Source organism: Rhizobium sp. K102, from assembly GCF_022385315.1.
Classification (GTDB): Bacteria; Pseudomonadota; Alphaproteobacteria; order Rhizobiales; family Rhizobiaceae; genus Rhizobium; species Rhizobium croatiense.
Genome location: NZ_CP092436.1, coordinates 3258454 through 3282702, shown reverse-complemented (window position 1 = coordinate 3282702; position 24249 = coordinate 3258454). Strand labels below are relative to the sequence as shown.

Sequence of the window (24249 nt, the reverse complement as noted above, 5' to 3'; positions counted from 1 at the left end):
GCTTCAGTCTCCGTCGGAAAAGGAAAAGCCCGCCGAAAGGCCGATGGCCGCGCCATATTCGTCGCTGATCCGGGTGATCAGATCACGGCTTTCGGCCAAAAGCGTGTCGAGCTTGGCCTTCTCGGCATCGCTGACGGCGGCGTCGATGTCGGGATTGAGCTTCGGCACGCTGTCGAGCAGCGATTTGAAGTCCTCGTCGATCGAGGCGGCGATCGCCTTTTTGTCCGGCGGCAGGAGTTCGGCCATGCCGGCCTTCTGCCACAGCGTGCGCAGGCCGTCGATATTGGCCGCCATCGATTTCCAGGTGTTTTTCGAACGCCAGTAGATCGCCATGCGCGGACGGGGCGAGGTGTCCTTGCCCTTGTAGAACTGCTCCAGCCGCTGATCGCGGACATTCTCCGCGCCGTGGACGAGAATGCCGAGCAGCGCGGTCACGGCCTCCTTGTTGTCCATGAAATCATTGCTCTGCCGGCCGGGATGTTTCCAGCTCGCCTGCACCCCGTCCGGCTTTTCCCAGGCAGCGACGACTTCGCCGGCCTCGCGCTGGATATTGCCGGCGACGGCGGCGCCATAAAGGCAGCGGAAGCCGCCCTTCTGCCCGACCAGATTTTCCGAGCCATTGCCGTAAAGCACGTATTCCAGCGCCGTCAGGCCCTGCAGCGCGACGCTCTTGCCGGCGATCGCATCGACCGTCGCATCCTTCGGATCGGCCTTGGCTATCAGCGCCTGCACCTGCTTCAGGCCGACGCCCTTGCGATCGGGATAAAACAGGATGTGCTCGAAGAGATTGTCCTGGATGACGGGTCCGGTCTGCACGATCTCGATGATCGACCAATAGCGGATCGTATCGTCGAAGGCCGATTTCGCCTTGTCGAGCGTCTGCTGCGTGCCGCCGTCGCAAAGATCCTTCATCGCCGTCGTCAACCGGGCGGCCGATTGCTGCATGTTGCGATAGCCGGGGCGAATCACCTCGTCGACGGCGCGCTGCATGACGGCGGGAACGGCATCCTCGTTCAGCCCTGCCGGAGGAGCGGCGGTCTGGGCGGCTGCCGATGTGGCGAGACCGATCAGAGTGAGGCAGAGCAGGGGGTGCCAAAGGCGCATCAAAGTGACTCCAGGAATGTAATCAGGGCCGCTCTGTCGTCTCTCGACAGGGCGGAGAAAGCGTTGCGGGCCTTTTCAGCTTCGCCGCCGTGCCAGAGGATCGCCTCGGTGAGATCCCGCGCACGGCCGTCATGCAGGAAAAAGCTGTGTCCGCTGACAGTCCGGGTCAGTCCTATACCCCATAGCGGTGGCGTGCGCCATTCACGTCCGCTTGCAAGGCCGACCTGCTGCCCGTCGGCAAGCCCGTCACCCATATCGTGCAGAAGAAAGTCGGAATAGGGCCAGATCAACTGGAAGGATTGCGCCTTGTCAGGCGAATCCCGGCGCGTGACGAATTTCGGCACATGGCAGGAAATGCAGCCGCTTTCGTAGAAAATCCGTTTGCCCTTCAGTGTGTCGGGGAAGCTCGCCTTGCGGCGCGCCGGAACGGCAAGATTTTCGGAATAGAAGGTCACGAGGTCGAGGATGGGCCCCGGCGCTTCTTCCGCGCCCAGCCGTTTCTGCACGCCGGTCGGCATTTCGAGGCATTTCTCCTCCGCCTTGGTGCAATCGCCATGCGCGTCGGGGTGGTCGGGCGTGGAGATGCCGATATCATTGGCGAAGGCGTCGGCATTCTGGTCGCGCACCGTGGCGTTCTGCGCCTTCCAGCCGAACCGGCCGAGCGCGATTTTGCCGCTGCGATGATGGCGGACGATCGCCGCCTTGCCGGAGACGCCGTCGCCATCGGCATCGTCGGGGTCGGCACGGGCAAGGATATCGGCCTCGGGGATCGCCTCGATCAGCCCGAGGCCGATCATGGCGGGGGCGACGCGTGCCGAGATCGTCGTCGAAGCATCGAGCGGTCCATAGGCCAGATTGGTCGCCGCATAATGCGGCCGGCGCAGCGACATGATCTCGCCGTCGCCAAGCTTTACCGTCTCCTCATCATAGCGGATTGCCATCCGGCCTTCGGCGGCAAGGCCGGGAACGGCAAGATCCTGCAGCTGATGGCCATAGACCGGATCGGGGAAATTAAGGATATCAGCGCCCGCGATCGCCTTTTCCTCTTCCGGCGTCCTGGCTACGCGGGAAAGCCGCAGGAACATGGAGACGGCGCTCGGACCGCCCTCCGGCGGTTTGCCCCGGCCGTCATTGACATGGCAGCTCATGCAGGAGCGGGCGTTGAAGAGCGGTCCGAGGCCATCGGAGGCCTGCGTCGAGGAGGGTGAGGAAACCCAGAGCTTGCGGAAGAGCGCATTGCCGAGCTTGAAGTTCTGCTCGTCCTCGAAGGGAATATTGGCCGAAATATGCGAGAAGCTGTCTTCGGTGACCGGGTCGACCGAGGTCGCGCCGCCCGCCTGCATCGCTTCATATTGTTCGGCCTTGGAAAAATCGCTGGTCGGCCGGGTGACGTCGGCGACGCGCTTCAGGTCGGCTTCGGAGAGGTCGGTGCGTTTCGCCGGCAGATCGAAACCGGCGGCAAGAGCCACAGGCGCGCCTGCAAGCGCGGCGAAGGCAGCGATGCGGAGGGCGATGCGGAGTTTCGAGAAGAGGCGACTTTTCCGAGCGGCAAGCTCGACGCTGCTGACGCGCGCTTCCCTTTCCACTCCCTCATTCCTGTGCTCGTCACAGGAATCCAGTGCGCCCAAGTCCTTGGGCGCGGAAGACTCCCCCCTGACCAGGTCATTCACGGCGCCGACGTGCCGTGGCTGGATTCCTGTGACGAGCACAGGAATGAGGGAAGTAGCGAGTGGCATTTCAGAGTCCGGGCCGCCTCGGCTTTCGAAGCGGCCCGCCTTTTGCTTATTTGAAGACGGCGTTAGGATTATCCAAGCTGTCGGAACCTTCAAGCTGAACCGTGCCGAGATCGAGTGCGGCAATAACGCGCTGGATCGACTTCGTCTGGTCGATCAGCCCCTCGATGGCGGCCTGGACGACGGCGTTGCCTTCCTTGTTGCCCTCACCGATCATCTGGTCGTACTTCTCGACCGTCTCGCCGCGCTTGGCCATGGCGTTCATCGCATCGAGCGTCTTGTTGAGCTTGCCTTCCATCTCGGCATCGAGCGCCTTGTCCTTGGCGGCCACGAGGTCGTGCAGCGAGGGGCCCGTGAGCTTGGTGCCGTCGACGCGGGTATAGTTGCCGGTATAGGCAGCGGCGATGCCGATCGCGTCGTTGAGATGCGAGTTGTAGGTATTGTCGGAGAAGCAATCATGCTCTTCCTCAGGATCGTGCAGCAGCAGGCCGAGTTTCATGCGCTCGCCGGCAAGCTCGCCGTAGGAGAGCGAACCCATGCCCGTCAGGATCGCGACGAGGCCGGCCTTCGGATCGGCTTCGACGTTCTTCGTCGCAGCCCCGTCCGGCTTCCAGTTGTCGGTCATTTCCTGCAGGTCGGAAACCAGCAGCGTGGAGGCGGACTTCAGATATTCGGCGCGGCGGTCGCAATTGCCGTGCGTGCAGTTCTTCAGGTCGTAATCGGTGGCCGGGCGGTTGCCGGCGCCGGGCCCCGTGCCATTCAGATCCTGGCCCCAGAGCAGGAATTCGATGGCGTGGTAGCCCGTGGCGACATTGGCTTCGATGCCGCCGGCCTCGGCAAGCGTGCCGGAGAGGAATTCCGGCGTCAGCTTCGAGGCGTCGACATCCTTGCCGTCGATCTTGATCGTCTTGTTGGCAATGACATTGGCGACATAGAGGGAGTTTTCGTCGCTCTCGGTGCCGTAGGAGGGATCGACATAGTCGATCAGGCCTTCATCGAGCGGCCACGCGTTGACCTTGCCTTCCCACTCGTCGACAACAGGATTACCGAAGCGATAGACTTCCGTCTGCTGGTAGGGGACGCGGGCCCTGATCCAGGCCTCCCGGGCCGCCTTGAGCGTCGCATCGCTCGGCGCCTTCAGAAAGGCGTCGATCGCGGCATCGAGCGCCTTTGCCGTCGTCAGCGAGTCTTCGTATTTCGCATGCGCCACATCGGCATAATGTTTCACCACGGCCGCCGCATCCGTCGCGGCATGCGCGGGAAGGGCGAGCAGGGCTGCGGGGGCGATCGCCAGCGCGGCTGCGCGGAATTTATTGAGCTTCATGATCCTCTCCTGTGACGGATCTTCCGTCGAGCGCATCGGCCCGAAATCGGAATCGATTTCGGAAAGCACGATGCGCCAATTCAAAATGTTACAGCGTCCTTTGCGCGTCTGATAAGACGCGCGGCGCTGTAATCGGCTCCGTTTCTTCGCGCAAAAGTAAACTGGTGTCAAACGGTCTAGTTTGGAATGATTTTAAGATAAGCGATTGCTGCAAAATCGGCTTTTTGCAGCACGTTTGCCTGAAAAACAGCCTATGTACGAGGGCGCGCGCCTCAGCCCTTGCGCTGCATACGGCAGAAGAAGAAGCCGTCCGTGTCGGTGGAAGCAGGCGTCAGCGTCACCGTGAAGCCGTCGGAGGAATGCGGCCGCGGCGCATCTCTTCCAAAGAGCGCGTCCCAGGCGGGCAAGGCGCCGACTATCTGGAAATCGGGATTGTCAGCCGCGAAGCGGCGCACCTGTTCCTCGTTTTCCTGAGGCAGAACCGAGCAGGTGACATAGATCAGCTCGCCGCCCGGCTTGACGAAGCCGCTCGCCTGCGCCAGCGCGTCCTGTTGCTGTGCGGTGCGCTCGTCGAGGTTCTTCGCCGTCAGCCGCCACTTCGTATCGGGGCGGCGGCGCCATGTGCCGGTGCCGGTGCAGGGCGCGTCGACCAGCACCTTATCGCAGCGCCCGGCAAGGCCGGAAAGGCCCCTGGCGTCATCGTGCACCTGGACATTGCGCGTGCCCGCACGCTTCAGCCGTTCGATGATCGGCGCCAGCCGTTTGCGGTCGGCGTCGTAGGCGTGAACCTGTCCCTTGTTCTGCATGGCGGCGGCCATGGCGAGCGTCTTGCCGCCGCCGCCGGCGCAATAGTCGAGAATCTGTTCGCCGTCTTTGGCGAGCACCAGATCGGCGACGATCTGCGAACCCTCGTCCTGAACTTCGAACCAGCCTTTCTGGAACGAAAGCTCGGCTGTCACGTTGGGAAGGCGCGAGGCGCCTTCGCCGGCGGCAATCCGGATGCCGTAGCGGGCGATTTTCGCAGCATGTGCGCCGGCGCGTTCGAGCGCCTTGACGGCCTTGTCGCGGGAGGCCTTCAGGATATTGGCGCGCAGATCGAGTGTCGGGCGCGCCGCGAGCGCCTGCGCCTCGGCAAGCCAGCCGGCGCCGAAGGCCCGTTCGAAGGAGGGTTGGATCCATTCGGGAATATCGGCGCGAATATGCGGCGGCGCATCGTCGAGCGAGCGACTTGCGAAGGCGGCGACGGCGTCTGCCGAAAGCGGCGGCGGTGCAAACTTGTCGTCGGCCAGTTCGGCGACAAGACGGTCGGGCGTGAAGCCCCATTGGCGGAACATGACGGCATGGGCAATGGCTGCAGCGCTGTCGTCATCCATCAGCCAGGCATGGGAAAGCCGCATGCGCAAGGCGTCGTAGACGATGTTGCCGATCGCCGCACGATCGCCGGAACCGGCAAAGCGGTGCGCGAGGCCCCAGTCCTTGAGCGCGTCGGCAACGGGCCGCTTGCGGGCATCGATATCCGCGAGCACAGAAATCGCCCCTTCGAGGCGGCCGCCCAGACGCATTCATATATCTCCTGTTGCCATGACGTGCGAACGATCCGCACACAGGCCGGGCGGATTGTTGACAAGTTTCAACCGCGTGGTAACCGCGATTGACGGCAAGAGCAAGCGCCGGTCAGGGCGCTGCCGGTTGTACGGCGCTGTCGCTTCAGCTGATCACCTCGAGTGTCAGCCTTAGCTGATCACCTGGTAACAGACTTTCGCCGTGCCCGAGCTCACCATGCCGATATTCTGTGCGGCGGCGCGCGACAGATCGAGGACGCGTCCACGAATGAACGGCCCGCGATCATTGATGCGGACGACGACGGTGCGGCCATTGTTGCGGTTGGTGACCTTCACCTTGGTGCCGAACGCCAGCGAACGATGTGCGGCAGTCAAGATGGCGGGGTTCATACGTTCCCCGGAAGCAGTTTTGGAGCGAAGCGCGTACCATGAAGCACCGCCGCAGCCATTGCCAGCAAAACTCTCCGCCGGAAGCAGGCAAGAGCAGGCTGCAATAGTTACGGCAGCGATAATAGAACGACGTATGTTCTTCAAAACAGAGTATCCCTCAACTATTGAACTCACGCCCTTGCAGGCGGCGGGGCTTAAATCTGTTAAAAAGTGGCGAAAAAGTGCCGCGTCAGTTCACGGAATGTTGCGGACTGTAATATTTGTGAGCGCATTGATATAATGACGGAAATCGGTGACATCAGCCATGTGTGGAAAAAACATAATGAAATCAGTTAAAATCAGAATGAATTTTCCGGAGCAGCGGTCGCCGTTCCGCCGTTCACAAAAATCGCGAAAATTTTTTTCTGGCTTTGCCATATTTATTGCCACATTTGGGCAAATTCAAAGGCCGTTAACCATAATATAGGGCGAAATTTTCCCGTGCGCTGACGGAAAGTAGGAATTTCCTACTCCTTTTGGGTGAGCGCACGAGCCGCTGGCGCTAGCCGCGCCAGTGGCCGTCCTGCCACAATTGCGCAAGGGACATCGGATAGGTCGGGAAGGAAAATTCGAAGCCGGCCTTCTTGAGTTTCGCATTCGAAACGCGCTTGTTCTCACCGTAGAAGGTGCGTGCCATCGGCGTCAGTTCTGCGGTTTCGAAAGCCTGTCCCGGCGGCGGTTCGACGCCCATAAGCCGCGCTGCCTCGACGATCACGTCTTGCGGCGGGCCGGGCCGGTCGTCGGTGACATTATAGATGCCGCCGAGACCGCGTTCGGACAGGAAGCGCGTCGCCGCGCCGATATCCTCGACGCGGATGCGGTTGAAAACCTGGTCCTTCTTGATCAGGCGCCGCGCCGTGCCTTTGTCGAGATTGCAGAAGGCGTTGCGCCCGGGCCCGTAAATGCCGGAAAGACGCAGGACCGCCGCCGGCACACCGCGCTCCCGGCCCATCGCCAGCCAGCCCTGTTCGGCCTCGAGCCGCTCCTTCGACCGCCCGGAAACGGGTACGCAGGGCGTTTCCTCGCTCACCCACGCGCCCTTGTGATCGCCATAGACGCCGACGGTGGAGAGATAGCCGATCCATTCGAGCCGGGGCAGGAGACGGGCGCTGTCTTCGCCCAACAGCCGCAGCAGCGGGTCGGCCTTTCCCGGCGCGATCGATTGCACGAGATGGGTGACGCTCTCCAGTGCGCGGCGCAAGTCCTCGTCCATGGTCTCGCCGTCGAACAGGAACGCGTTGATGCCGTTGGCTCGCAGCGCCTCGACCTTGTCGGCCGAACGCGTGGTGCCGGACACGCGCACGTTTTCGCCCGCAAAGGCCTTTGCGATCGCCGTGCCGGAATAGCCGCAGCCAAAGATCATCACATGCATCAGTCCACTCCTGCCAGCCGCCATTCGGTCAATACGTCGTCGTCGCGCTCATCGACCCTTTGTGCGGCAAAAGCCGAGAATTCGCCAGCCTCCATCAGCCGGGAAAGTGCCCAGACCGCCATGCCGCGCACCACCGGCGAGGGATCGCCGGCGAGAAGGCGGCATTGCGCGATGAGCGCCCTCTCGCCGGAATTGCCGGCGGCGATCAGCACGTTGCGGATGAAGCGGTCGCGGCCGATCCGCTTCACCGGCGAACCGCTGAAGAAGGTGCGGAAGGCGGCATCGTCGAGCGTCAGCAGAAAGCTGATCGACGGTTCCCGCAGATCTTCCCGCGCCTTCAGTTTCATTTCGGAGCCGGAGATCGCGAACTTGTTCCAGGGACAGGCGGCAAGACAGTCATCGCAGCCATAGATACGATTGCCGATCAGCGGCCTGAGATCGGGGTCGATCGGCCCCCTATGCTCGATGGTGAGATAGGAGATGCAGCGCCGCGCATCGATCTGGTAAGGTGCGGGAAAGGCGGCGGTCGGGCAGACGTCGAGGCAGGCGCGGCAGGAGCCGCAATGATCGGCCTCCGGCGCGTCGACGGCAAGATCGGCCGTGGTGAACATGCTGCCGAGAAACAGCCAGGACCCATGCGTGCGGCTGACGAGATTGGTATGTTTGCCCTGCCAGCCGAGGCCGGCGGCCGCCGCCAGCGGTTTTTCCATGACCGGCGCGGTATCGACGAACACTTTCACGTCGGCGCCGGCCCGCGCCGCAAAGCGCGTGGCGATCTCCTTCAGCCGGCCCTTGATGATGTCGTGATAATCGCGGTTGCGGGCATAGACAGAAATTGCCGCCTTGTCGGGCTTGCCGAGGATGCCGCGCGGGTCCTCCTCCGGGGCGTAGTTGAGGCCGAAGACGACGACGGACCGCACCTCGCTCCAGAGCGTCAGCGGATCGCCGCGCCGCTCGCGCGTCTCCGCCATCCACTCCATCGTCCCGTGACGCCCGGCATCGATGAACTGGCCGAGGCGCTCTTTCGCTTCGGGGATCGCGTCCGGGCGGGTGATGCGACAGAGATCGAAGCCCTTGGCGGCGGATTCCGCCCGGACGAACTCGGTCAAATTGTCGCGGCGGCGTCGCTCTTTGTCATCATTTTCGGGCATTAAAAGCCCTCGTCAGAAATCCAGATCGGCATAGTGCGAAACCGGGGTCAGGCCGCGCACGCGCTCGGTCAGCATCGGCCGGAAGGAGGGGCGCGACTTCAGCCGCTGATACCATTCCTTGACGACAGGGGCATCGGCCCAGTCGATTTCGCCGAGATAATCGAGGATCGAGATCGAGGCGGCGGCGGCGAGATCGGCATAGCTCATCCGTTCGCCTGCCAGCCATTGGCGCGACCCGGCGAGCCAGGTCAGATAACGCATATGCTGGCGGATATTCGCGCGGGCCGTGCGCAAAATCTTCGAATCCGGTGCTCCGCCGCCCTGATCGGCGGTCATCTGCAACTTATAGACACGCTCGCGTGCGAGCGGCTTGGTCACGTCGTTTTCCATTTTCTGCATGAACCATTCGGCCAGCCGGCGAATTTCCGCCCGCTGGAAAGGGTCCTCTGCGAGCAGCCGCCGGTCGCGCTTCAACACGCCGTGCGTCTCGTCCAGATATTCGGAAATGACGCTCGCGCCGCAGAGCGCGCGCATGCTGTCGTCGACATAGACCGGCAGCGTGCCGGCCGGATTGAGCGCCAGGAAATCCCGGCGCTTCTCCCATGTCTGCTCCTCGATCAGATCCGCCTGATAGCCGTATTCCGCCAGGATCAGCCGGACGAAGCGAGATGCGGATGACATGGGATGATGATAAAGCGTGGGCATCGATACTCGGGCTTTATGATTGCTGTTACAGGACTGTGCGGCAGCTCGTTTATAGCGCCCTAGTCATGACTCATTGGTTGAAGCTATAGGAGCTTGGCCCGGCCAATACAAGCGAATCGGCTTTCACGCCATCTGACAAGGGACAAACAACCGTCTTGCGAATGAGGATAGATGCAGCGCCTGATCGGCTCAAGCGCTGTTCAAGTCCGACTGACCTTTAAACCGGAGACAATTTATGGATTATATCAATGCCGCCATTCTTGGGGTCGTCGAGGGGATCACCGAGTTTCTGCCGATCTCGAGCACCGGCCATCTCATCATTGTGGAGCAATGGCTTGGCCACCGGTCGGACATGTTCAACATCGTCATCCAGGCCGGCGCGATCCTCGCCGTCACCATCATTTACTGGCGCCGCCTGCTGGATCTGGTGCTGGGCTGGCGGGAGCCGGCGAACCGCGACTATGCCGCCAAGCTGATCGTCGCCTTTCTCATCACCGCAATCCTCGGCTTCGTCGTCAAGAGACTCGGCTACGAATTGCCGGAGACCGCGACGCCGATCGCCTGGGCGTTGATCATCGGCGGCATCTGGATGATTTTTGCCGAATGGGCCGCTGCCCGTAAGCCGCCTCATAAAGAGGTCACCTGGCTCGTCGCCATCCTGGTCGGCATCGCCCAGATCGTTGCCGGCGTCTTCCCGGGAACCTCGCGCTCAGGCGCTACGATTTTCGTCGCCATGCTGGCCGGTACCGGCAATCGCGCCGCAGCGACCGAATTCGCCTTTCTCGTCGGCATCCCGACCATGTATGCGGCGAGCGGCTATGAACTGCTGAAGACCTTCAAGGACGGCGGCGCGGCAGGCGAAGACTGGACGGCGCTCGCCATCGCCTTCATTGTCTCGACGATCGTCGCCTTCATCGCGGTCAAATGGCTGCTCGCCTATATCAGGAGCAACCGTTTCACGCTGTTCGCTATCTACCGCATCATTCTCGGCGTGCTGCTGCTCGGCATGGCCGCAACCGGCCTGATCGCCTGAGCCATCTCCACCGCATTGCATTCGCGCATCTCCCAGGCGCGAATGCAATCGCCTGCCGGATGTCGCGAACTGAATTGAGCTCGGCAGGCGCAAACTTGCTGCTGGCAATATCTGAGGGTAGCGTCCGCTGCTTTTCAAGCGGGTAAGACGGGGCGGTCATTGGAAGCGTCCTGATTCAGACGCTCCGGCCGCTGTTTGTCTTTATGAGACCGGCGCCGAGGCCCGGCGCTTCGTCAATGGTTGATCGAGGCCGTCGAGCAAGGATCGACGCCGTAGGCCGGCGAGCAGCCGCCCTTTACCGCTGCGACCGAACCGGACGCAACGAAGGAGCCTGCAAGGATAACCAGCGCCGCACACGCAAACAGGAGCGCGATTGACTTGCCCATCGAGTATTGCCTTTCACAGTGATTTCCGCACGCTTTCGCAGGCGTCGAGTCCATTGGAGACGCGCGGGGTTTGGTAGTCAGTGGAATGGCAAATAGCAATAAACGTTCCTGCTAAATTTGGCGTTAATTCCACAAAATTTCCGCTGCGTCTTTTATGCAACTGCACTTGATGTGACCGGCACAACAACATTTCAAACTTGCGCCGGCTTTGCTTCAAACAAGCACGAAAAAACGCCGTCCGCGGGATGCGCGAACGGCGTTGCGTCGAAGGCTCGAATTGCTCAGGCGGCCTTGCCGGAGCCGGTATATTGGCCGTGCGGGCGATACTGCACCAGATAGGAATCGAGCACCGACGCCGGCATGGTGGGTGCGATACCGAGACCCTGCAGGGTGCGGCCTTCCGCTTCGGCTTCTGCCGAGACGACGTTGTCGCGCTTCAGCAGGCGCACTTGATCCGGCGTGATCGGCGGCGTCACGAAGGGGACCAGGGAAGCGATGCTGCCGATCAGCGACGCCACGCCGAAGGGCAGGGAGATGAACGAGTTCTTGCGGCGCGTCACCTTCAGCATCATCTCGAGACATTCGCGGAAGCTCAGCACCTCCGGCCCGCCAAGTTCATAGATCTTGCCGCCGGCGACCTTGCCGTCGACGGCGCGGGCGACGGCCTCGGCGACATCCTCGACATAAACAGGCTGGAATTTCGTCTTGCCGCCGCCGACCAGCGGCAGGACCGGCGACATGCGGGCCATGTCGGCAAACTTGTTGAAGAAGCTATCTTCCGGCCCGAAGACGATCGAGGGACGGAAGATCACCGCATCGGGCTTGATGGAAAGGATGGCGGTTTCGGCGCGGCCCTTGGTGCGGCCATAGTCCGAATCGGAATTGGCATTGGCGCCGATCGCCGAAATATGGGCGAGGCTCGCGCCGGCATTGCGCGCCGCCTCGGCGACCGCGCGGCCGCCGAACTCCTGCACCGCGTCGAAGGTATTGCGGCCGGTCTCGTGCAGAATGCCGACGCAGTTGACGACGTGGCTTGCACCGTCGACGGCGCGGTCGATCGAGTTGCGATAACGCAGGTTCGCCTGCACGACGGAGATCTGGCCGACGTTGCCGAGCGGCTGCAGGAAACCGGCGAGATCCGGGCGGCGCACAGCGACACGGATGCGATAACCGCGCTTGGCCAGCGCCCCAACCACGTGCCTGCCTACGAAGCCGGACCCTCCGAACACGGTGACGAGCGGCGGCAGGTTGGCAAGGGTCATGGCAGGCTCCTCGAAAGGCTGTGCGGGATGCTGTATCGGCACCGTCTTAGCCCAATCCCAGCGCTACGGGAAGGCCCATCGCGCGCCGAGTTTTGCGGATGCGAGGGTGCTTCAGACGCCTTCGACGACGACCATTTCCGCATCCGCCGCTTCCTGGCGGATTTTGGCGGCGATCTGGTATTCCGGCGAATTATAGCAGTCGACGGCATGCTGCATCGAGGGGAATTCGATCACGACATTGCGAGCGCGCGCCTTGCCTTCGAGCTCGGTGATCGCGCCGCCGCGCGCCAGGAAATTCGCGCCGTATTTTTCGAAGGCGGGCTTGGCCGCCGCCACATAATCCTTGTAGCGCTCGGCATCGCGAACATCGACGCGGGCAATCCAATATCCCTTGGCCATGATCTTCTCCCTTTGGTTCTCGTCAGCGGTTTGCCGGCCAGAGCGCGCCCACCATTTCGTTGAGGACGGCGCGGGCGGCCTCTCTGGGATCGGGCGCCTTGACGATCGGACGGGCAACGACGAGGTGGGTCGCCCCCGCCTTCAATGCGTCGAAAGGCGTCATCACCCGCTTCTGGTCGCCATGGTCGCTACCATCAGGGCGAATGCCGGGGGTGACGATCGCCATGTCAGGGCCGACGACTTCGCGCACTTCGGCCGCCTCCGCCGCCGAGCAGACGATGCCGCCCATGCCGGCGGCACGCGCCTGTGCGGCGCGGCGCAGCACCAGGCTGTGCGGATCCTGGCTATAGCCGGCCTCGGCAAGGTCCTCGGCATCCATCGACGTCAGTACCGTCACGCCGAGCAGACAGAGGCCGGAGCCGGCCGCGGCCTCGACCGCCGCCCGCATCGCTTTGGGATAAGCATGCAACGTCAGCATCGACATGCCCATCCTGGCGATGTTTTCGACGCCCGAGGCGACAGTGTTGTCGATGTCGAGCAGCTTCATGTCGAGAAAGATCTTCTTGCCGCTTGCGGCAAGATCACGGGCAAATTCCAGCCCGCCGGCAAAAACCAGCTGATAGCCGATCTTGTAGAAGAGAATGTCGTCGCCGAGCGTGGAAACCAGTTTTTCCGCCTCACCGACCGTGGGAACATCCAGGCCGACGATCAACCGCTCGCGTGCGTCCATTTCAGCTCACCCCCGCCAGTCTTCGATGGGTGTCCAGTCGCATGATAAGCGGCGATCCGCAAGGCCGAAAGCATAGAGATTGCCGCCGCCGCCCGGCTGGTCGCGGTCGCGGGAGATCGGCCGGCCGGCCAGATGGCATTTGAGCAGCGTGCCGACGCCGCCATGGCCGACGAAGGCGATTGGCGCTGCCGCATCATGCGTGGCGAGAACGGCGTCGACCGCCTCGACGATGCGGCCCTGCGCGTCGACGGCGCGCTCCCAGCCCTTGAAGCTTTCTTCTGGATGAGCGAAGAACCAGTTGGCCGCTTCTTCGAATTGCGGCGGCGGCAGGAAGCCGGTGGCCGAACGGTCGTTCTCATGCATGCCATGGACGATCTCGATCGTCACGCCGGAGGCTTCCGCCAGGATTTCGGCCGTTTCGATCGCCTTGGTCTCGTCGCTGGAGACGATGCGCCGCAATTGCCTGGCCCAGCCGCTCTCGGCCGCTTTGCGGGCACGCGCCGCGCCGACATCGGAAAGCCCCCATTTCGGCACCGGCACGATCGGATCGATCCTGACCTGCGGATGGGTGATATAGAGCCCGAACATTTCAGCCGCGCTTATAGATCCAGAGCTGCGCCGGCGGAATATTGCGCATGACGAAGTCGAAATGCTGAATATGGTAGCGATCGGGATTGGCGGCGATTGGCGAGATCGCGCCATAGGAGATCTGCACCACCGGCCGGCCGGCCGGCAGGCGGTCGAGCAGGCTTTCCAGCAGCGCGACGCGCATCGCCATCGGAAAGTTCAGCATCGGAATGCAGGAGATGACGCAATCGAACGTCTGGTCGGCGAAGGCACCAAGCGTCGTCTGGAGATCGAAGGCGTCGCCGTTGATGAAGTGCACGCCGGGATAGGTTCGCAGCAGGTGCTGGTGGAAATCCGTCGAATATTCGATCGCCACCAGATTGTCCGGCTTCACGCCGCGGCCGAGGATCGCTTTGGTGATGGCGCCCGTGCCCGGCCCGAGTTCGAGGACCGGCAGCCCCGAATGCATATCGATGACGCTGGCCATGCGCTTGGCGGTGATCGAGGAGGTCGGCACGATCGAGCCGACCGTCTTCGGCCCCTGCATCATGCCGCGGAAAAAGCGGATCTCCTCATCGAATCTCTTCCCGAAATGTTCCTTCACCTTGACCCTTAAACGCATTCTCCACCCATCCGCACGTTGATCGACTTTGTTAATATGCTGCTTGTCGCTCTCGCGACAAGGATTTTCGCAATAAGGACATCGGCATCAACAACTCATGCGGCCTTTCGGTCGGAACGCGGCATGAGATCGGCAAGCCTGTCGCTGAGGTGATCGGCGTCGACAGGCGCGCGCAGCTTCTTGTCGGTATTGTCGAAATAGAGATAGACGTCGCGGCCCTTCTTGCGTGACGGCAGGGGCGCAAGTACCCGCGTCGCATTCTCAGGTTCTCCGCCGGTTGCCCAGGCGCGGATGCGCTCGGCCCATAGATCGAGGGCCTCATCCTCATAGCCGCTGACATAAAGCTGTTCGGAGCCATGCAGGCGGCAATAGATGAAGTCGGCGGTGATGTCCATCAACAGCGGCCACTCCACCGTGTCGGCGCAGACGAGCGCGACGTTGTGACGCCTGAGCATCTCGATGAAGGCGGGCGAGCGGAAGCTGTCATGGCGTATTTCGAAGGCGTGGCGGATCGGCTGGCGCCCATCGCTCTTGAGCCAGGCCCGTCCCTTGACGTGCCCGTCATGACGCTTGGCAAGCGCTGTTGCGGCTTCCCCGTCGTGCGGCAGCAGCGCCAGGAAATTTTCGAACAGATCGGGATCGAAGGCCATGTTCGGCGGGAACTGCCAGAGGATCGGCCCGAGCTTGGGGCAGAGCCGCAGCAGGCCGGAGGCGAGGAAATTGGCGAGCGCCGTTTCGATATCCCTGAGCCGCAGCATATGGGTGATGAAGCGCGGGCCCTTGACCGCGAAGACGAAATCCTCCGGCGTCTCGTCGCGCCAGCGGCCGAAGCTTTCGGACCGCTGCAGACTGTAGAAGGTGCCGTTGATCTCGATCGACGGGAAGTGGCGGGCGGCGTAAGAAAGCTCCTGCTTCTGCGGCAGACCCTTGGGGTAGAACTGGCCGCGCCAGGGCGCATAGGTCCAGCCGGATATGCCGATGCGCACGGTTCCCGTCTTTTTCATCAGGAGATCCTCCCGTTTTGACAGGAGGAAAACAACGGCAGGCAGCCTTCGTTCCCGTCAGACGCGCATCGGCATCAGCACGTAAAGCGCATCGTCGCCGGCCGTGTCGCGGATCAGCGTCGGCGAGCCGGCATCGGCCAGCAGGAAGATCGCTTCCTCGCCGGAAAGCTGCGCGGTGATGTCGAGCAGGTATTTGGCATTGAAGCCGATTTCCATCGAATCCGTGTCGTAGCCGACGGCGACTTCTTCCGTGGCGCTGCCGGAATCGGGATTGTTGACGGTCAGCATCAGCTGCCCCTCGGACAGCGCCAGCTTCACGGCGCGGCCGCGCTCGGATGAGATCGTCGAGACACGGTCGACGGCCTGCGCGAAGCTCGTGCAGTCGACGCGCATTTCCTTGTCGTTGCCGGTCGGGATAACGCGCTGATAATCCGGGAAGGTGCCGTCGATCAGCTTCGAGGTCATGACGATCGAGCCGATCGTCAGCCGGATCTTGGCGTCGGAGACCTCGACGGTCACCGTCGTTTCCGGATTGTCGACCAGCTTCTGCAGCTCGCCGACCGTTTTGCGCGGAATGATGATGCCGGGCATGCCCTCGGAGCCGGAGGGCGCATCGACATCGGCGCGCGCCAGCCGGTGGCCGTCGGTCGCAACCGCCCTGAGTTTCAGCTCGCCATTGCTCTCGATCGTGTGGAAGAAGATGCCGTTGAGATAATAACGTGTCTCTTCCGTCGAAATCGCGAACTGCGTGCGGTCGATCAGCATCTTCAGATCGGTCGCCTTCAGCTTGAAGGAATGCGTGAAGGTACCGGCGGTCAGATCAGGGAAGTCGGATTCCGGCAGGCACTGCAGCGAGAATTTCGAGCGGCCGGACTGCACGGTCATCGCACCGCCGTCGGGGCTGGTGGCCAGCAGCACTTCCGAGCCGTCGGACAGCTTGCGCACGATATCGTAGAGAAGATGCGCGGGAACGGTGGTGGCGCCGGCCTGCTCGACGCTAGCCGGTGTCGCCTCGGTGATTTCGAGGTCGAGGTCGGTCGCCTTCATGTCGAGCTTCTGGCCGTCGGCCTTGAGCAATACGTTGGACAGGATCGGGATCGTGTTGCGACGTTCGACCACGCGGTGGACGTGGTTCAGCGATTTCAACAGGTTTGACCGCTCAATAGTAATACGCATGGGATGCTACCGCTTTCGACCGCTGACTGTCCGGGCGCGTCGAGCACCCGAAGAATGCTTTCCCGATTGAGGTCGGGGAGTGGACGGGCAAAATGGCAGACTTCAGCACCGGTTTGCAAGAGGCATGGGCGGTGGGAGGCCCGCATTTCAGGTTTTCTGGAGCAATCCTCACAGAAATCCGAACCCTTGCCGAAGCGGTGCGGCTCGCCCATAAAGGTTCCCGCATAAGGGTTCGACGACGGCGGCACGGAAGCAAACGGCATGAACGAGGAAACGACGGCGGAGGCGGTCACGCGGCGAAGCTTCCGCCTGCACAATATGGCAGTGCCGGCGCGGCCGCTGGAGCCGGCGCTCTACCTCGTCGCCACGCCGATCGGCAATCTCGGCGACATCACGCTGCGCGCGCTGGAAACGCTGGCCGGCGCCGACGTTCTCGCCTGCGAGGATACGCGCGTCACCCGCGTTTTGCTCGACCGCTACGGCATCCAGAACCGTCCTTTCGCCTATCACGAACACAATGCCGACGAGGCCGGTCCGCGCCTCCTCCAGGCGCTCGAGGCCGGCCGCTCGGTGGCGCTGGTGTCGGATGCCGGCACGCCGCTGGTCTCCGACCCTGGCTACCGGCTGGCGCAGCAGGCGATCGCAGCCGGTTATCGTGTCGTCCCCATCCCCGGCGCCTCGGCGCCGCTTGCAGCCCTTGTCGGCTCCGGCCTGCCGAACGAGGCCTTCCTCTTCGCCGGTTTTCTGCCGGCCAAGGATAAGGCCCGCCGCGATCGCCTCGGCGAACTTGCCGCAGCCCCCGCGACGCTGATCTTCTTTGAATCGCCGCATCGCATCGGCGCCACGCTTCTCGCTGCCGCCGATGTGCTGGGCGGCACGCGGCCGGCTTCCGTCTGCCGCGAATTGACCAAGACCTATGAGGAGTTCCGCCGCGGCACGCTGGCCGAACTCGCCGCCCATTACCGGGAGGTGGACAACGTCAAGGGTGAGATCGTTCTCGTCGTCGGTCCGCCGCAGCCGGTGGAAACGCCGGAGGCCGACGTCGAGGCCGTGCTGGCGGATCTGGCAAAGACGATGCCGACGGCAAAGGCCGCCACCGAGGCCGCCCGCCTCACCGGCCTGCCGCGAAAGACGCTCTATCAGCGCCTCTTGGAAATGAAGGGCGCCGATGGGCGATAACGACCTCACCGCCATCAGAAGGAAGGCGCTGCGCCGCGGCCTGATGTCGGAATATGTCGCGGCCATCTTCCTGATGTTGAAAGGCTATCGCATCCTGGCGCTGCGTCACCGAACCCGGCTCGGCGAGATCGATATCGTCGCCCGCAAGGGCGATCTCGCCGTCTTCGTCGAGGTCAAGGCCCGCCATGGCGAGGCGGCGGCCGTCGACGCCGTCTCCGCCGCCGCGCAGAAGCGGATACGGGCGGCAAGCGATCTCTGGCTCGCCCGCCAGGCGGATCAGGCCCGTCTTTCCCAGCGCTACGATATCGTCGCGGTCACGCCCGGCCGGCTGCCGCGCCATTTTCAGGACGCTTTTTAGTCATTCCCGGTCCGGCGGGCTTTCGGATCGTTAAAATTTTAGTTCCGATTTGAACCAGCTTCTTACGACTCTCTGCTATCGCACGCCGTAGGGGTAATGATTGGGGGTTGTTTCATGGCCTGGAAGCTGATGTTTGCAAGTGCGGTCGCCATGGCCGTGCGTTCGGTGCCTTATGCCGTGGCGAAGCCGGCCGGGAAATCCTTCATCGCCCATGCAAGCGACCTGCTGCCGCTCAAATCGACGCCGATCAATCCCGACTGGATTATCAGCGGCAATCCTGAGGCGCGCACCGCCGAACATTCGCGCGGCCATGACGAGGCTTCGCTGACGGCGATCTGGGACTGCACATCAGGCGAATTCCGCTGGTATTTCGGTTGGGACGAGACGGTGATGATCCTAGAAGGCGAGGTCCATATCACCGCCGAGGACGGTACCGAACGAACCCTGCGCGCCGGCGACGTCGCCTTTTTCGCCGGCGGAACCTGGGCAAGCTGGCGGGTCGACAATTACGTCCGCAAGGTCGCCTTCCTGCGCAAGCCCTTCCCGAAGCCCCTGGCGATCGCCTATCGCCTGCGCAACCTGCTGCGCAACAACGGCAACCAGGGGATCGCCGCCTGACCACCGGCGGCGGCGGCAAGCCTTGATTGACCGTTGCGTTTGATACCGGGCCGACCTACATCTGTCCGGCATTCAGCGAGGGACGGAAATGGCCAAGATCACCAATGTAGCGGTCCAGATGGATCATGTCGCCGGCATCAATATCGCAGGTGATTCCACCTTCGCCATGAGCCTGGAAGCCCAGTCGCGCGGCTACCGACTGTTCCATTACACCCCCGACCGGCTGAGCTTCCGCGACGGCAAGCTCTTTGCCAGCGTCGAGCCGATGCTGCTGCGCGACGTCAAGGGCGATCACTTCGAGCTCGGCGCGCCCGAGCGCGTCGATCTCTCCACCATGGATGTGGTGCTGCTGCGCCAGGACCCGCCTTTCGACATGGCCTACATCACCTCGACGCATCTGCTCGAGCGCATCCATCCGAAGACGCTCGTCGTCAACGATCCGGCCTGGGTGCGTAATTCGCCGGAGAAGATCTTCGTCACCGAATTTTCCGACCTGATGCCGAAGACGCTGATCACCAAGGACCCGGCCGAAATCCGCCGCTTCCGCGACGAGATGGGCGATATCATCCTGAAGCCGCTCTACGGCAATGGCGGCGCCGGCGTCTTCCATTCGACCCGCGACGACCGCAATCTCTCCTCGCTGCTCGAAATGTTCGGCCAGATGTTCCGCGAACCCTTCATCGCCCAGCAATATCTGCCCGACGTGCGCAAGGGCGACAAGCGCATCATCCTGGTCGACGGCGAATTCGCCGGCGCCATCAACCGAGTCCCGGCCGAGCATGACAGCCGCTCCAACATGCATGTCGGCGGCCGCGCCGAGGCAACCGAGCTGACGCCGCGCGAAAAGGAAATCTGCGAGCGGATCGGCCCGGCATTGCGTGAGCGCGGCTTCCTGCTCGTCGGCATCGACGTGATCGGCGATTACATGACCGAGATCAACGTCACCTCGCCGACAGGCATCCGCGAGGTCCGGAAGTTCGGCGGCGCCGATATCGCGGCCCTGCTGTGGGATGCGATTGAGCGCAAGCGCGGCTGAGGCTCCAGCCCGAGGCCTGCTGTGACCGGGTACAACCCCGGTCACCATTGATATCCGAAAACGTTCCTTGATCGTTCTTGTTTTATTCCTGCTTCCGTGCCAGATTGCAACCACTGGCCCTGAAGGGTTGCGGGCGGTATAAGAGTTGCGGGCAGGGGATGGGCATATGGTCGCGCGTGTCAGTACGGTGGCATTCCAGGGCATAGAAGGCGTGCCGGTCGAGGTCCAGGTCATGATCGCGCCCGGCAAGATCGGCATGCAGATCGTGGGCCTGCCCGACAAGGCGGTGGCCGAAAGCCGCGAGCGGGTGCAGGCCGCCCTTCACGCCTCCGGCCTGGCGCTGCCGGCCAAGCGGGTAACCGTCAATCTGGCGCCGGCCGACCTCCCGAAAGAAGGCTCGCATTTCGATCTGCCGATCGCACTCGCCTTGATGGCGGCTCTTGGCGGCATTCCCGCCGATGCGCTGTCGGACTATGTCGTCGTCGGCGAACTCAATCTCGACGGCACGATCGCCGCGATTGCAGGCGCGCTGCCGGCCGCGATCGGCGCCAATGCGCTCGGCAAGGGGCTGATCTGCCCGGCCGAAAGCGGCGCCGAGGCCGCCTGGGCCGGCGCCGATGTCAATATCCTCGCCCCCCGCAGCCTGATCGCCCTTGCCAATCATTTCCGCGGCACCCAGGTCCTGTCGCGGCCGGAGGCGTCGATCCGCGCCAATGCCGCCAACCTGCTGGATCTTGCCGAGATCAAGGGCCAGGAAAGCGCCAAGCGCGCCCTCGAAGTGGCGGCCGCCGGCGGCCATAATCTCCTGATGGTCGGCCCTCCCGGTTCCGGCAAGTCGATGCTGGCGGCACGGCTGCCGTCGATCCTGCCGCCGCTTTCGGCGGCCGAACTGCTTGAAGTCTCGATGGTCCATTCGATCGCAGGTCAGCTCACCGGCGGCAAGCTGTCCGATCGCCGCCCCTTCCGCACCCCGCATCATTCCGCCACCATGGCCGCCCTCGTCGGCGGCGGCCTGCGCGCCCGTCCCGGCGAAGCCTCGCTTGCCCATCACGGCGTGCTCTTTCTCGACGAGTTTCCCGAGTTCACGCCGCAGGCGCTCGACGCGCTGCGCCAGCCGCTCGAAGGCGGCGAGTGCGTCATTGCCCGCGCCAATCACCGCGTCTCCTATCCGGCGAAATTCCAGCTGATCGCCGCAATGAACCCCTGCCGCTGCGGCATGGCCGGCGAGCCCGGCCACACCTGCGCCCGCGGCCCGCGCTGCATGAACGATTACCAGGCCCGCATCTCCGGACCGCTGATGGACCGCATCGATATCCGCATCGACGTGCCGGCCGTCTCCGCCGCCGATCTCATCCGGCCGATGGCGGCTGAGGCGAGCGCCGACGTCGCCCGCCGCGTCGCCCGCGCCCGCGAACGCCAGCAAGAGCGCTTCGAGGCCGCCGGCGCCAAGGGCGTCGGCACCAATGCCCGCTGCTCCACCGCCATGATCGAGAAACTCGCCGAACCCGATGCCGCCGGCCTGCAGCTCCTGCGCGACGCCGCCGAAAAAATGAAATTCTCTGCCCGCGGCTATCACCGTGTCCTCAAGGTCGCCCGCACCCTCGCCGATCTCGACGACAAACCGACCGTCGGCCGCCTGCATCTGGCTGAGGCGATCTCCTACCGGATCGCCGGAGAGAGGCTGACGGCGGCGGCGTGAGAAGAAGGGCGGGGCGTCCAGATATTTTGAAGTATTAGCCGTCAGGCCGTCCAGCGACCTGCTGATCGCGCTCGTTGGATTATGAGATTATCTCGCCGTCGGCGGACCCAACGCGACGGAACGATTGATCGCTGCCATCGCGGCGCGCTGCCGGCCGCGAACGCTCTTGGCAGGGGATGATGTGCCAAAAGCGGCGCCGAAGCTGCCTGGGCCGCCGATTTAAGCATCCCTCTGAGTTGCTTATCCGTTAGGGGTAAGGGCCTCTCCTCACTTCGTTGCTCTTTACAATATTAGCTTCGGCTGAAAAAATTTCAGGAAGGATGTCGGTCCGTTGGACACAGTCGATCGGAGGTGACGGATGAGAACGGCTGCCGAGGATGTAGATGAGTAATGAATATCCGGGCTCAAATGCCAAGCCATTGGAAGTTCTGGACTTGGCGAATGCCTACTCTAGCGCTTCCGAACTTCTGTTCAGCGAGGGTGAGAAGCACGTTGCACTAGCCATTGCCCCGGCTCGAATGTGCGCCATTCACGCTATCGAACTCTACTTAAATGCCTTCCTGCGCCATGAGGGCGTTGCTCCGGAGGAAATACGAAAACGGATGCACAACCTCGTTGAGCCAATGTTCGTTGCTAAACTCAAACTGAGAAAAAAGACCGCCCTGCATCTGGAGGCAATGACTGCAAAGCGTGAGTACCTCATCTCGCGATATGCTCCGAAGCAGGCGAGAGAGCACACTGACCCGAATCGTTTGGCTGCGACGCTGGCGGAAGTCATGAAGAAGGTTGGCAAACATTTGCATTCAACGAGCTCAGGTGGGACATCGACCATCGTTATTACGGACTACCACAGAACTTTCGTCCCACTTCGATTGGGATCAGGTGACGGCACAAAAGAAAGGGCGCCGAAGCGCCCCGATATTCTGCAGGATAAATTGCCGGCGGAAAGGCCCGGCCACAGCCACCTTCAGCTCCCCAGCCCCTCAAACAATGCCGTCGAGAGATAGCGCTCCGCAAAGGACGGAATGATCACCACGATGTTCTTGCCGGCATTCTCGGGACGGCTGCCGACCTTGATCGCCGCCGTCAGCGCAGCACCCGAGGAGATGCCGACCGGCACGCCTTCGAGCCTTGCGACCAGGCGGGCCTGTTCGAAGGCCTCGTCGTTGGTCACGGTGACGACCTCGTCGTAGATGCCGGTATCGAGGATCTTCGGCGCAAAGCCGGCGCCGATGCCCTGGATTTTGTGCGGGCCGGGATTGCCGCCTGAGAGAATGGGGGAATCGGCGGGTTCGACGGCGATGATCTGGATTTCGGGCTTATGGCTTTTCAGCACCTGGCCGACGCCGGTAATCGTGCCGCCGGTGCCGATGCCGGAGACGAGGATGTCGACCGTGCCGTCGGTATCGTTCCAAATTTCCTCGGCGGTCGTCTTGCGGTGGATTTCAGGATTGGCGGGGTTTTCGAACTGCTGCGGAATGATGGCGTCGGGAAGCGATTCCGCCAGCTCCTCGGCCTTGGCGATCGCGCCCTTCATCCCCTTGGCGCCCTCGGTCAGCACCAGCTCGGCGCCGAGCAGCGCCAGCATCTTGCGGCGCTCGACCGACATGGTTTCCGGCATGGTGAGGATCAGCCGGTAGCCCTTGGCGGCGGCGGCAAAGGCGAGCGCGATGCCGGTGTTGCCGGAGGTCGGCTCGATCAGCACGGACTTGCCGGGGGTGATCCTGCCCTGCGCTTCCAGGCTTTCGATCATCGCCACGCCGATGCGGTCCTTGACCGATGCGATCGGGTTGAAGAATTCGAGCTTGCCGATCAGGTTGGCCACCACGCCCTTTTCCCGCGCCAGCTTGTCGAAGCGCACGAGCGGCGTGTTGCCGATGGTCTCGGTGATCGAGGAATAGATGCGGCCGCGGCCGGGCTTGTGCGACATGGATGCCTCCCTTTGGACTTCGGTCCCTGAAATCGAAAGGAGAATAGGGGCAAAGGCCGATTGAGGCCAGCCCGCGTTGATGCCGGCGGAGCCGGACGCGGAGAAAAAAAGCTTTGAAAACCGTTTCTTGGCGGATGTTTATTTCAGGCCGCCCGCGTGGCGATGAAGGCGGCCGTGCCGGCCAGGATGCCGGCCGCAACCCGGTTCAGCGCCTGCAGGGCGCGCGGCTGTTTCAGCATCGTGCGGGCCCGCGAGGCCAGCAGCATATAGGGCACGAGCACGGCAATCAGCACGACGAAGGTGACGGCAAGCAGCATCGCATAGTCGCTGAGGCTGATATTGCCGATATCGATCAGCGTCGGCGCCAGCGCGACATAGAACAGCATGGTCTTCGGATTGCCAAGCGTCACCAGCAGGCCCGAGAGGAAGGACAGGCCGATATTGCTGGATTTCTTCGCCGCGATGTCCTGCGGCAGCAGCCCCGCCGTCCAGAGTTTCCAGGCGATATAGGCGAGATAGAGGGCACCGGCGATCTTGATGACGAGGAAGACCTCGGTGAAGGTTTGCGCCACGAAGGCAAGGCCGAGAATGACGGCGGTGAGATAGGTCATATCGCCGAGCACCAGGCCGAGACCCATGAAGAAGGTCTCGCGGAAATTCGAGCCGAGCGCGCGGGCGACGATGGCGGTAATCCCGGGTCCGGGAATGGCGGCTGCGATGAACAGCGCTCCGGCATAGGCAAGCAAGGCGGCAAGGCTCATGTGTGGCTCCTTTTTCCCCGTGTTTTATATCCGCCAAGCCGTGCCAATCAATCCGCCGGCGTTGATGGGTCCATCACCAGAAGAGATGTCTGCCGCCCTGTGGCCTGCC

At 62.8% G+C, this 24249-nt stretch carries 26 protein-coding genes; 7 read left to right on the top strand and 19 right to left on the bottom strand.

Features of this window, described 5'->3' with window-relative positions; translation table 11 throughout:
• Positions 1-3: 3 nt before the first annotated feature.
• The 9 genes from MHI61_RS22195 to MHI61_RS22155 all read right to left on the bottom strand — a co-directional run bounded on the left by MHI61_RS22195 (position 4) and on the right by MHI61_RS22155 (position 9380).
• On the bottom strand, positions 4-1104 hold the full coding sequence (locus tag MHI61_RS22195; RefSeq protein ID WP_239790548.1) for an imelysin family protein: 1101 nt from the start codon (positions 1102-1104) through the stop codon (positions 4-6).
• A complete protein-coding gene (locus MHI61_RS22190) occupies positions 1104-2840 on the bottom strand; it encodes a di-heme oxidoredictase family protein (RefSeq protein ID WP_239790547.1) in 1737 nt (578 codons plus the stop codon). The genes MHI61_RS22195 and MHI61_RS22190 overlap by 1 nt, the downstream gene beginning before the upstream one ends.
• A gap of 46 nt (positions 2841-2886) precedes the next feature.
• The gene (locus MHI61_RS22185; RefSeq protein ID WP_239790546.1) at positions 2887-4161 is read right to left on the bottom strand and encodes an imelysin family protein; all 1275 of its coding nucleotides are present in this window, start codon (positions 4159-4161) and stop codon (positions 2887-2889) included.
• Positions 4162-4433: 272 nt separating this feature from the next.
• Positions 4434-5723, bottom strand: a complete 1290-nt coding sequence (locus MHI61_RS22180) for an RsmB/NOP family class I SAM-dependent RNA methyltransferase (RefSeq protein ID WP_239790545.1) — start codon at positions 5721-5723, stop codon at positions 4434-4436.
• A gap of 171 nt (positions 5724-5894) precedes the next feature.
• On the bottom strand, positions 5895-6257 hold the full coding sequence (locus MHI61_RS22175) for a septal ring lytic transglycosylase RlpA family protein (protein WP_097579449.1): 363 nt from the start codon (positions 6255-6257) through the stop codon (positions 5895-5897).
• A 90-nt stretch (positions 6258-6347) separates the two neighbouring features.
• Positions 6348-6530, bottom strand: coding sequence for a hypothetical protein (locus MHI61_RS22170; RefSeq protein ID WP_239790544.1), 183 nt, complete (start codon positions 6528-6530; stop codon positions 6348-6350).
• A gap of 124 nt (positions 6531-6654) precedes the next feature.
• Complete coding sequence (locus tag MHI61_RS22165; RefSeq protein ID WP_239790543.1) at positions 6655-7524, bottom strand: SDR family oxidoreductase; 870 nt, start codon at positions 7522-7524, stop codon at positions 6655-6657.
• On the bottom strand, positions 7524-8675 hold the full coding sequence (queG, locus tag MHI61_RS22160; protein ID WP_239790542.1) for a tRNA epoxyqueuosine(34) reductase QueG: 1152 nt from the start codon (positions 8673-8675) through the stop codon (positions 7524-7526). The genes MHI61_RS22165 and queG overlap by 1 nt, the downstream gene beginning before the upstream one ends.
• A gap of 12 nt (positions 8676-8687) precedes the next feature.
• Entirely contained in the window at positions 8688-9380 is a 693-nt protein-coding gene (locus MHI61_RS22155) for a glutathione S-transferase family protein (RefSeq protein ID WP_097579452.1), read from the bottom strand.
• A 235-nt stretch (positions 9381-9615) separates the two neighbouring features.
• Between MHI61_RS22155 and MHI61_RS22150 the strand changes: the two genes are divergently transcribed.
• On the top strand, positions 9616-10413 hold the full coding sequence (locus MHI61_RS22150) for an undecaprenyl-diphosphate phosphatase (RefSeq protein WP_097606790.1): 798 nt from the start codon (positions 9616-9618) through the stop codon (positions 10411-10413).
• A gap of 233 nt (positions 10414-10646) precedes the next feature.
• On the opposite strand, the gene MHI61_RS22145 is transcribed toward MHI61_RS22150, so the two are convergent.
• From MHI61_RS22145 to dnaN, 8 genes are all read right to left on the bottom strand, one after another.
• Positions 10647-10799, bottom strand: a complete 153-nt coding sequence (locus MHI61_RS22145; protein ID WP_096771293.1) for a hypothetical protein — start codon at positions 10797-10799, stop codon at positions 10647-10649.
• Positions 10800-11080: 281 nt separating this feature from the next.
• Positions 11081-12061, bottom strand: a complete 981-nt coding sequence (locus tag MHI61_RS22140) for a complex I NDUFA9 subunit family protein (RefSeq protein WP_239790541.1) — start codon at positions 12059-12061, stop codon at positions 11081-11083.
• Between the two features lie 111 nt (positions 12062-12172).
• A complete protein-coding gene (locus tag MHI61_RS22135; protein WP_097666992.1) occupies positions 12173-12460 on the bottom strand; it encodes a DUF1330 domain-containing protein in 288 nt (95 codons plus the stop codon).
• 22 nt (positions 12461-12482) lie between these two features.
• On the bottom strand, positions 12483-13190 hold the full coding sequence (gene pyrF / locus MHI61_RS22130; RefSeq protein ID WP_239790540.1) for an orotidine-5'-phosphate decarboxylase: 708 nt from the start codon (positions 13188-13190) through the stop codon (positions 12483-12485).
• Between the two features lie 6 nt (positions 13191-13196).
• Positions 13197-13778 carry a histidine phosphatase family protein gene (locus MHI61_RS22125; RefSeq protein ID WP_239790539.1) on the bottom strand — a complete coding sequence of 194 codons (582 nt, stop codon included), beginning with the start codon at positions 13776-13778 and terminating at the stop codon, positions 13197-13199.
• Position 13779: 1 nt separating this feature from the next.
• The gene (pmtA, locus tag MHI61_RS22120) at positions 13780-14379 is read right to left on the bottom strand and encodes a phospholipid N-methyltransferase PmtA (RefSeq protein WP_239790538.1); all 600 of its coding nucleotides are present in this window, start codon (positions 14377-14379) and stop codon (positions 13780-13782) included.
• 95 nt (positions 14380-14474) lie between these two features.
• On the bottom strand, positions 14475-15386 hold the full coding sequence (locus MHI61_RS22115; RefSeq protein ID WP_239792892.1) for a DUF72 domain-containing protein: 912 nt from the start codon (positions 15384-15386) through the stop codon (positions 14475-14477).
• Between the two features lie 54 nt (positions 15387-15440).
• Complete coding sequence (gene dnaN, locus MHI61_RS22110; protein WP_239790537.1) at positions 15441-16559, bottom strand: DNA polymerase III subunit beta; 1119 nt, start codon at positions 16557-16559, stop codon at positions 15441-15443.
• A 261-nt stretch (positions 16560-16820) separates the two neighbouring features.
• On the opposite strand from dnaN, the gene rsmI reads away from it, so the two are divergent.
• From rsmI to MHI61_RS22080, 6 genes are all read left to right on the top strand, one after another.
• Complete coding sequence (rsmI, locus tag MHI61_RS22105; RefSeq protein ID WP_239790535.1) at positions 16821-17738, top strand: 16S rRNA (cytidine(1402)-2'-O)-methyltransferase; 918 nt, start codon at positions 16821-16823, stop codon at positions 17736-17738.
• Positions 17728-18096, top strand: a complete 369-nt coding sequence (locus tag MHI61_RS22100; RefSeq protein WP_239790534.1) for a YraN family protein — start codon at positions 17728-17730, stop codon at positions 18094-18096. The genes rsmI and MHI61_RS22100 overlap by 11 nt, the downstream gene beginning before the upstream one ends.
• A 114-nt stretch (positions 18097-18210) precedes the next feature.
• A complete protein-coding gene (locus tag MHI61_RS22095; protein WP_239790533.1) occupies positions 18211-18714 on the top strand; it encodes a cupin domain-containing protein in 504 nt (167 codons plus the stop codon).
• Between the two features lie 88 nt (positions 18715-18802).
• Positions 18803-19750: a glutathione synthase gene (gene gshB, locus MHI61_RS22090; protein ID WP_239790532.1), complete on the top strand. Its 948-nt coding sequence runs from the start codon at positions 18803-18805 to the stop codon at positions 19748-19750.
• A gap of 166 nt (positions 19751-19916) precedes the next feature.
• On the top strand, positions 19917-21449 hold the full coding sequence (locus tag MHI61_RS22085) for a YifB family Mg chelatase-like AAA ATPase (protein WP_239790531.1): 1533 nt from the start codon (positions 19917-19919) through the stop codon (positions 21447-21449).
• Positions 21450-21832: 383 nt separating this feature from the next.
• Complete coding sequence (locus MHI61_RS22080) at positions 21833-22456, top strand: hypothetical protein (protein WP_239790530.1); 624 nt, start codon at positions 21833-21835, stop codon at positions 22454-22456.
• Here the strand turns inward: MHI61_RS22080 and cysK are convergent.
• On the bottom strand, positions 22417-23379 hold the full coding sequence (gene cysK / locus MHI61_RS22075; protein WP_004673946.1) for a cysteine synthase A: 963 nt from the start codon (positions 23377-23379) through the stop codon (positions 22417-22419). The two genes, MHI61_RS22080 and cysK, sit on opposite strands and share 40 nt — an antisense overlap.
• A gap of 143 nt (positions 23380-23522) precedes the next feature.
• Positions 23523-24140, bottom strand: coding sequence for a LysE family translocator (locus tag MHI61_RS22070; protein ID WP_239790529.1), 618 nt, complete (start codon positions 24138-24140; stop codon positions 23523-23525).
• Positions 24141-24249: the final 109 nt, after the last annotated feature.

Coding starts and splice junctions, on each gene's coding strand:
- MHI61_RS22195 (WP_239790548.1), bottom strand. CDS start 1,104: ATGCGCCTTTGGCACCCCCTGCTCTGCCTCACTCTGATCGGTCTCGCC.
- MHI61_RS22190 (WP_239790547.1), bottom strand. CDS start 2,840: ATGCCACTCGCTACTTCCCTCATTCCTGTGCTCGTCACAGGAATCCAG.
- MHI61_RS22185 (WP_239790546.1), bottom strand. CDS start 4,161: ATGAAGCTCAATAAATTCCGCGCAGCCGCGCTGGCGATCGCCCCCGCA.
- MHI61_RS22180 (WP_239790545.1), bottom strand. CDS start 5,723: ATGCGTCTGGGCGGCCGCCTCGAAGGGGCGATTTCTGTGCTCGCGGAT.
- MHI61_RS22170 (WP_239790544.1), bottom strand. CDS start 6,530: ATGGCAAAGCCAGAAAAAAATTTTCGCGATTTTTGTGAACGGCGGAAC.
- MHI61_RS22165 (WP_239790543.1), bottom strand. CDS start 7,524: ATGCATGTGATGATCTTTGGCTGCGGCTATTCCGGCACGGCGATCGCA.
- queG (WP_239790542.1), bottom strand. CDS start 8,675: ATGCCCGAAAATGATGACAAAGAGCGACGCCGCCGCGACAATTTGACC.
- MHI61_RS22155 (WP_097579452.1), bottom strand. CDS start 9,380: ATGCCCACGCTTTATCATCATCCCATGTCATCCGCATCTCGCTTCGTC.
- MHI61_RS22150 (WP_097606790.1), top strand. CDS start 9,616: ATGGATTATATCAATGCCGCCATTCTTGGGGTCGTCGAGGGGATCACC.
- MHI61_RS22145 (WP_096771293.1), bottom strand. CDS start 10,799: ATGGGCAAGTCAATCGCGCTCCTGTTTGCGTGTGCGGCGCTGGTTATC.
- MHI61_RS22140 (WP_239790541.1), bottom strand. CDS start 12,061: ATGACCCTTGCCAACCTGCCGCCGCTCGTCACCGTGTTCGGAGGGTCC.
- MHI61_RS22135 (WP_097666992.1), bottom strand. CDS start 12,460: ATGGCCAAGGGATATTGGATTGCCCGCGTCGATGTTCGCGATGCCGAG.
- pyrF (WP_239790540.1), bottom strand. CDS start 13,190: ATGGACGCACGCGAGCGGTTGATCGTCGGCCTGGATGTTCCCACGGTC.
- MHI61_RS22125 (WP_239790539.1), bottom strand. CDS start 13,778: ATGTTCGGGCTCTATATCACCCATCCGCAGGTCAGGATCGATCCGATC.
- pmtA (WP_239790538.1), bottom strand. CDS start 14,379: ATGCGTTTAAGGGTCAAGGTGAAGGAACATTTCGGGAAGAGATTCGAT.
- dnaN (WP_239790537.1), bottom strand. CDS start 16,559: ATGCGTATTACTATTGAGCGGTCAAACCTGTTGAAATCGCTGAACCAC.
- rsmI (WP_239790535.1), top strand. CDS start 16,821: ATGAACGAGGAAACGACGGCGGAGGCGGTCACGCGGCGAAGCTTCCGC.
- MHI61_RS22100 (WP_239790534.1), top strand. CDS start 17,728: ATGGGCGATAACGACCTCACCGCCATCAGAAGGAAGGCGCTGCGCCGC.
- MHI61_RS22095 (WP_239790533.1), top strand. CDS start 18,211: ATGGCCTGGAAGCTGATGTTTGCAAGTGCGGTCGCCATGGCCGTGCGT.
- gshB (WP_239790532.1), top strand. CDS start 18,803: ATGGCCAAGATCACCAATGTAGCGGTCCAGATGGATCATGTCGCCGGC.
- MHI61_RS22085 (WP_239790531.1), top strand. CDS start 19,917: ATGGTCGCGCGTGTCAGTACGGTGGCATTCCAGGGCATAGAAGGCGTG.
- MHI61_RS22080 (WP_239790530.1), top strand. CDS start 21,833: ATGAGTAATGAATATCCGGGCTCAAATGCCAAGCCATTGGAAGTTCTG.
- cysK (WP_004673946.1), bottom strand. CDS start 23,379: ATGTCGCACAAGCCCGGCCGCGGCCGCATCTATTCCTCGATCACCGAG.
- MHI61_RS22070 (WP_239790529.1), bottom strand. CDS start 24,140: ATGAGCCTTGCCGCCTTGCTTGCCTATGCCGGAGCGCTGTTCATCGCA.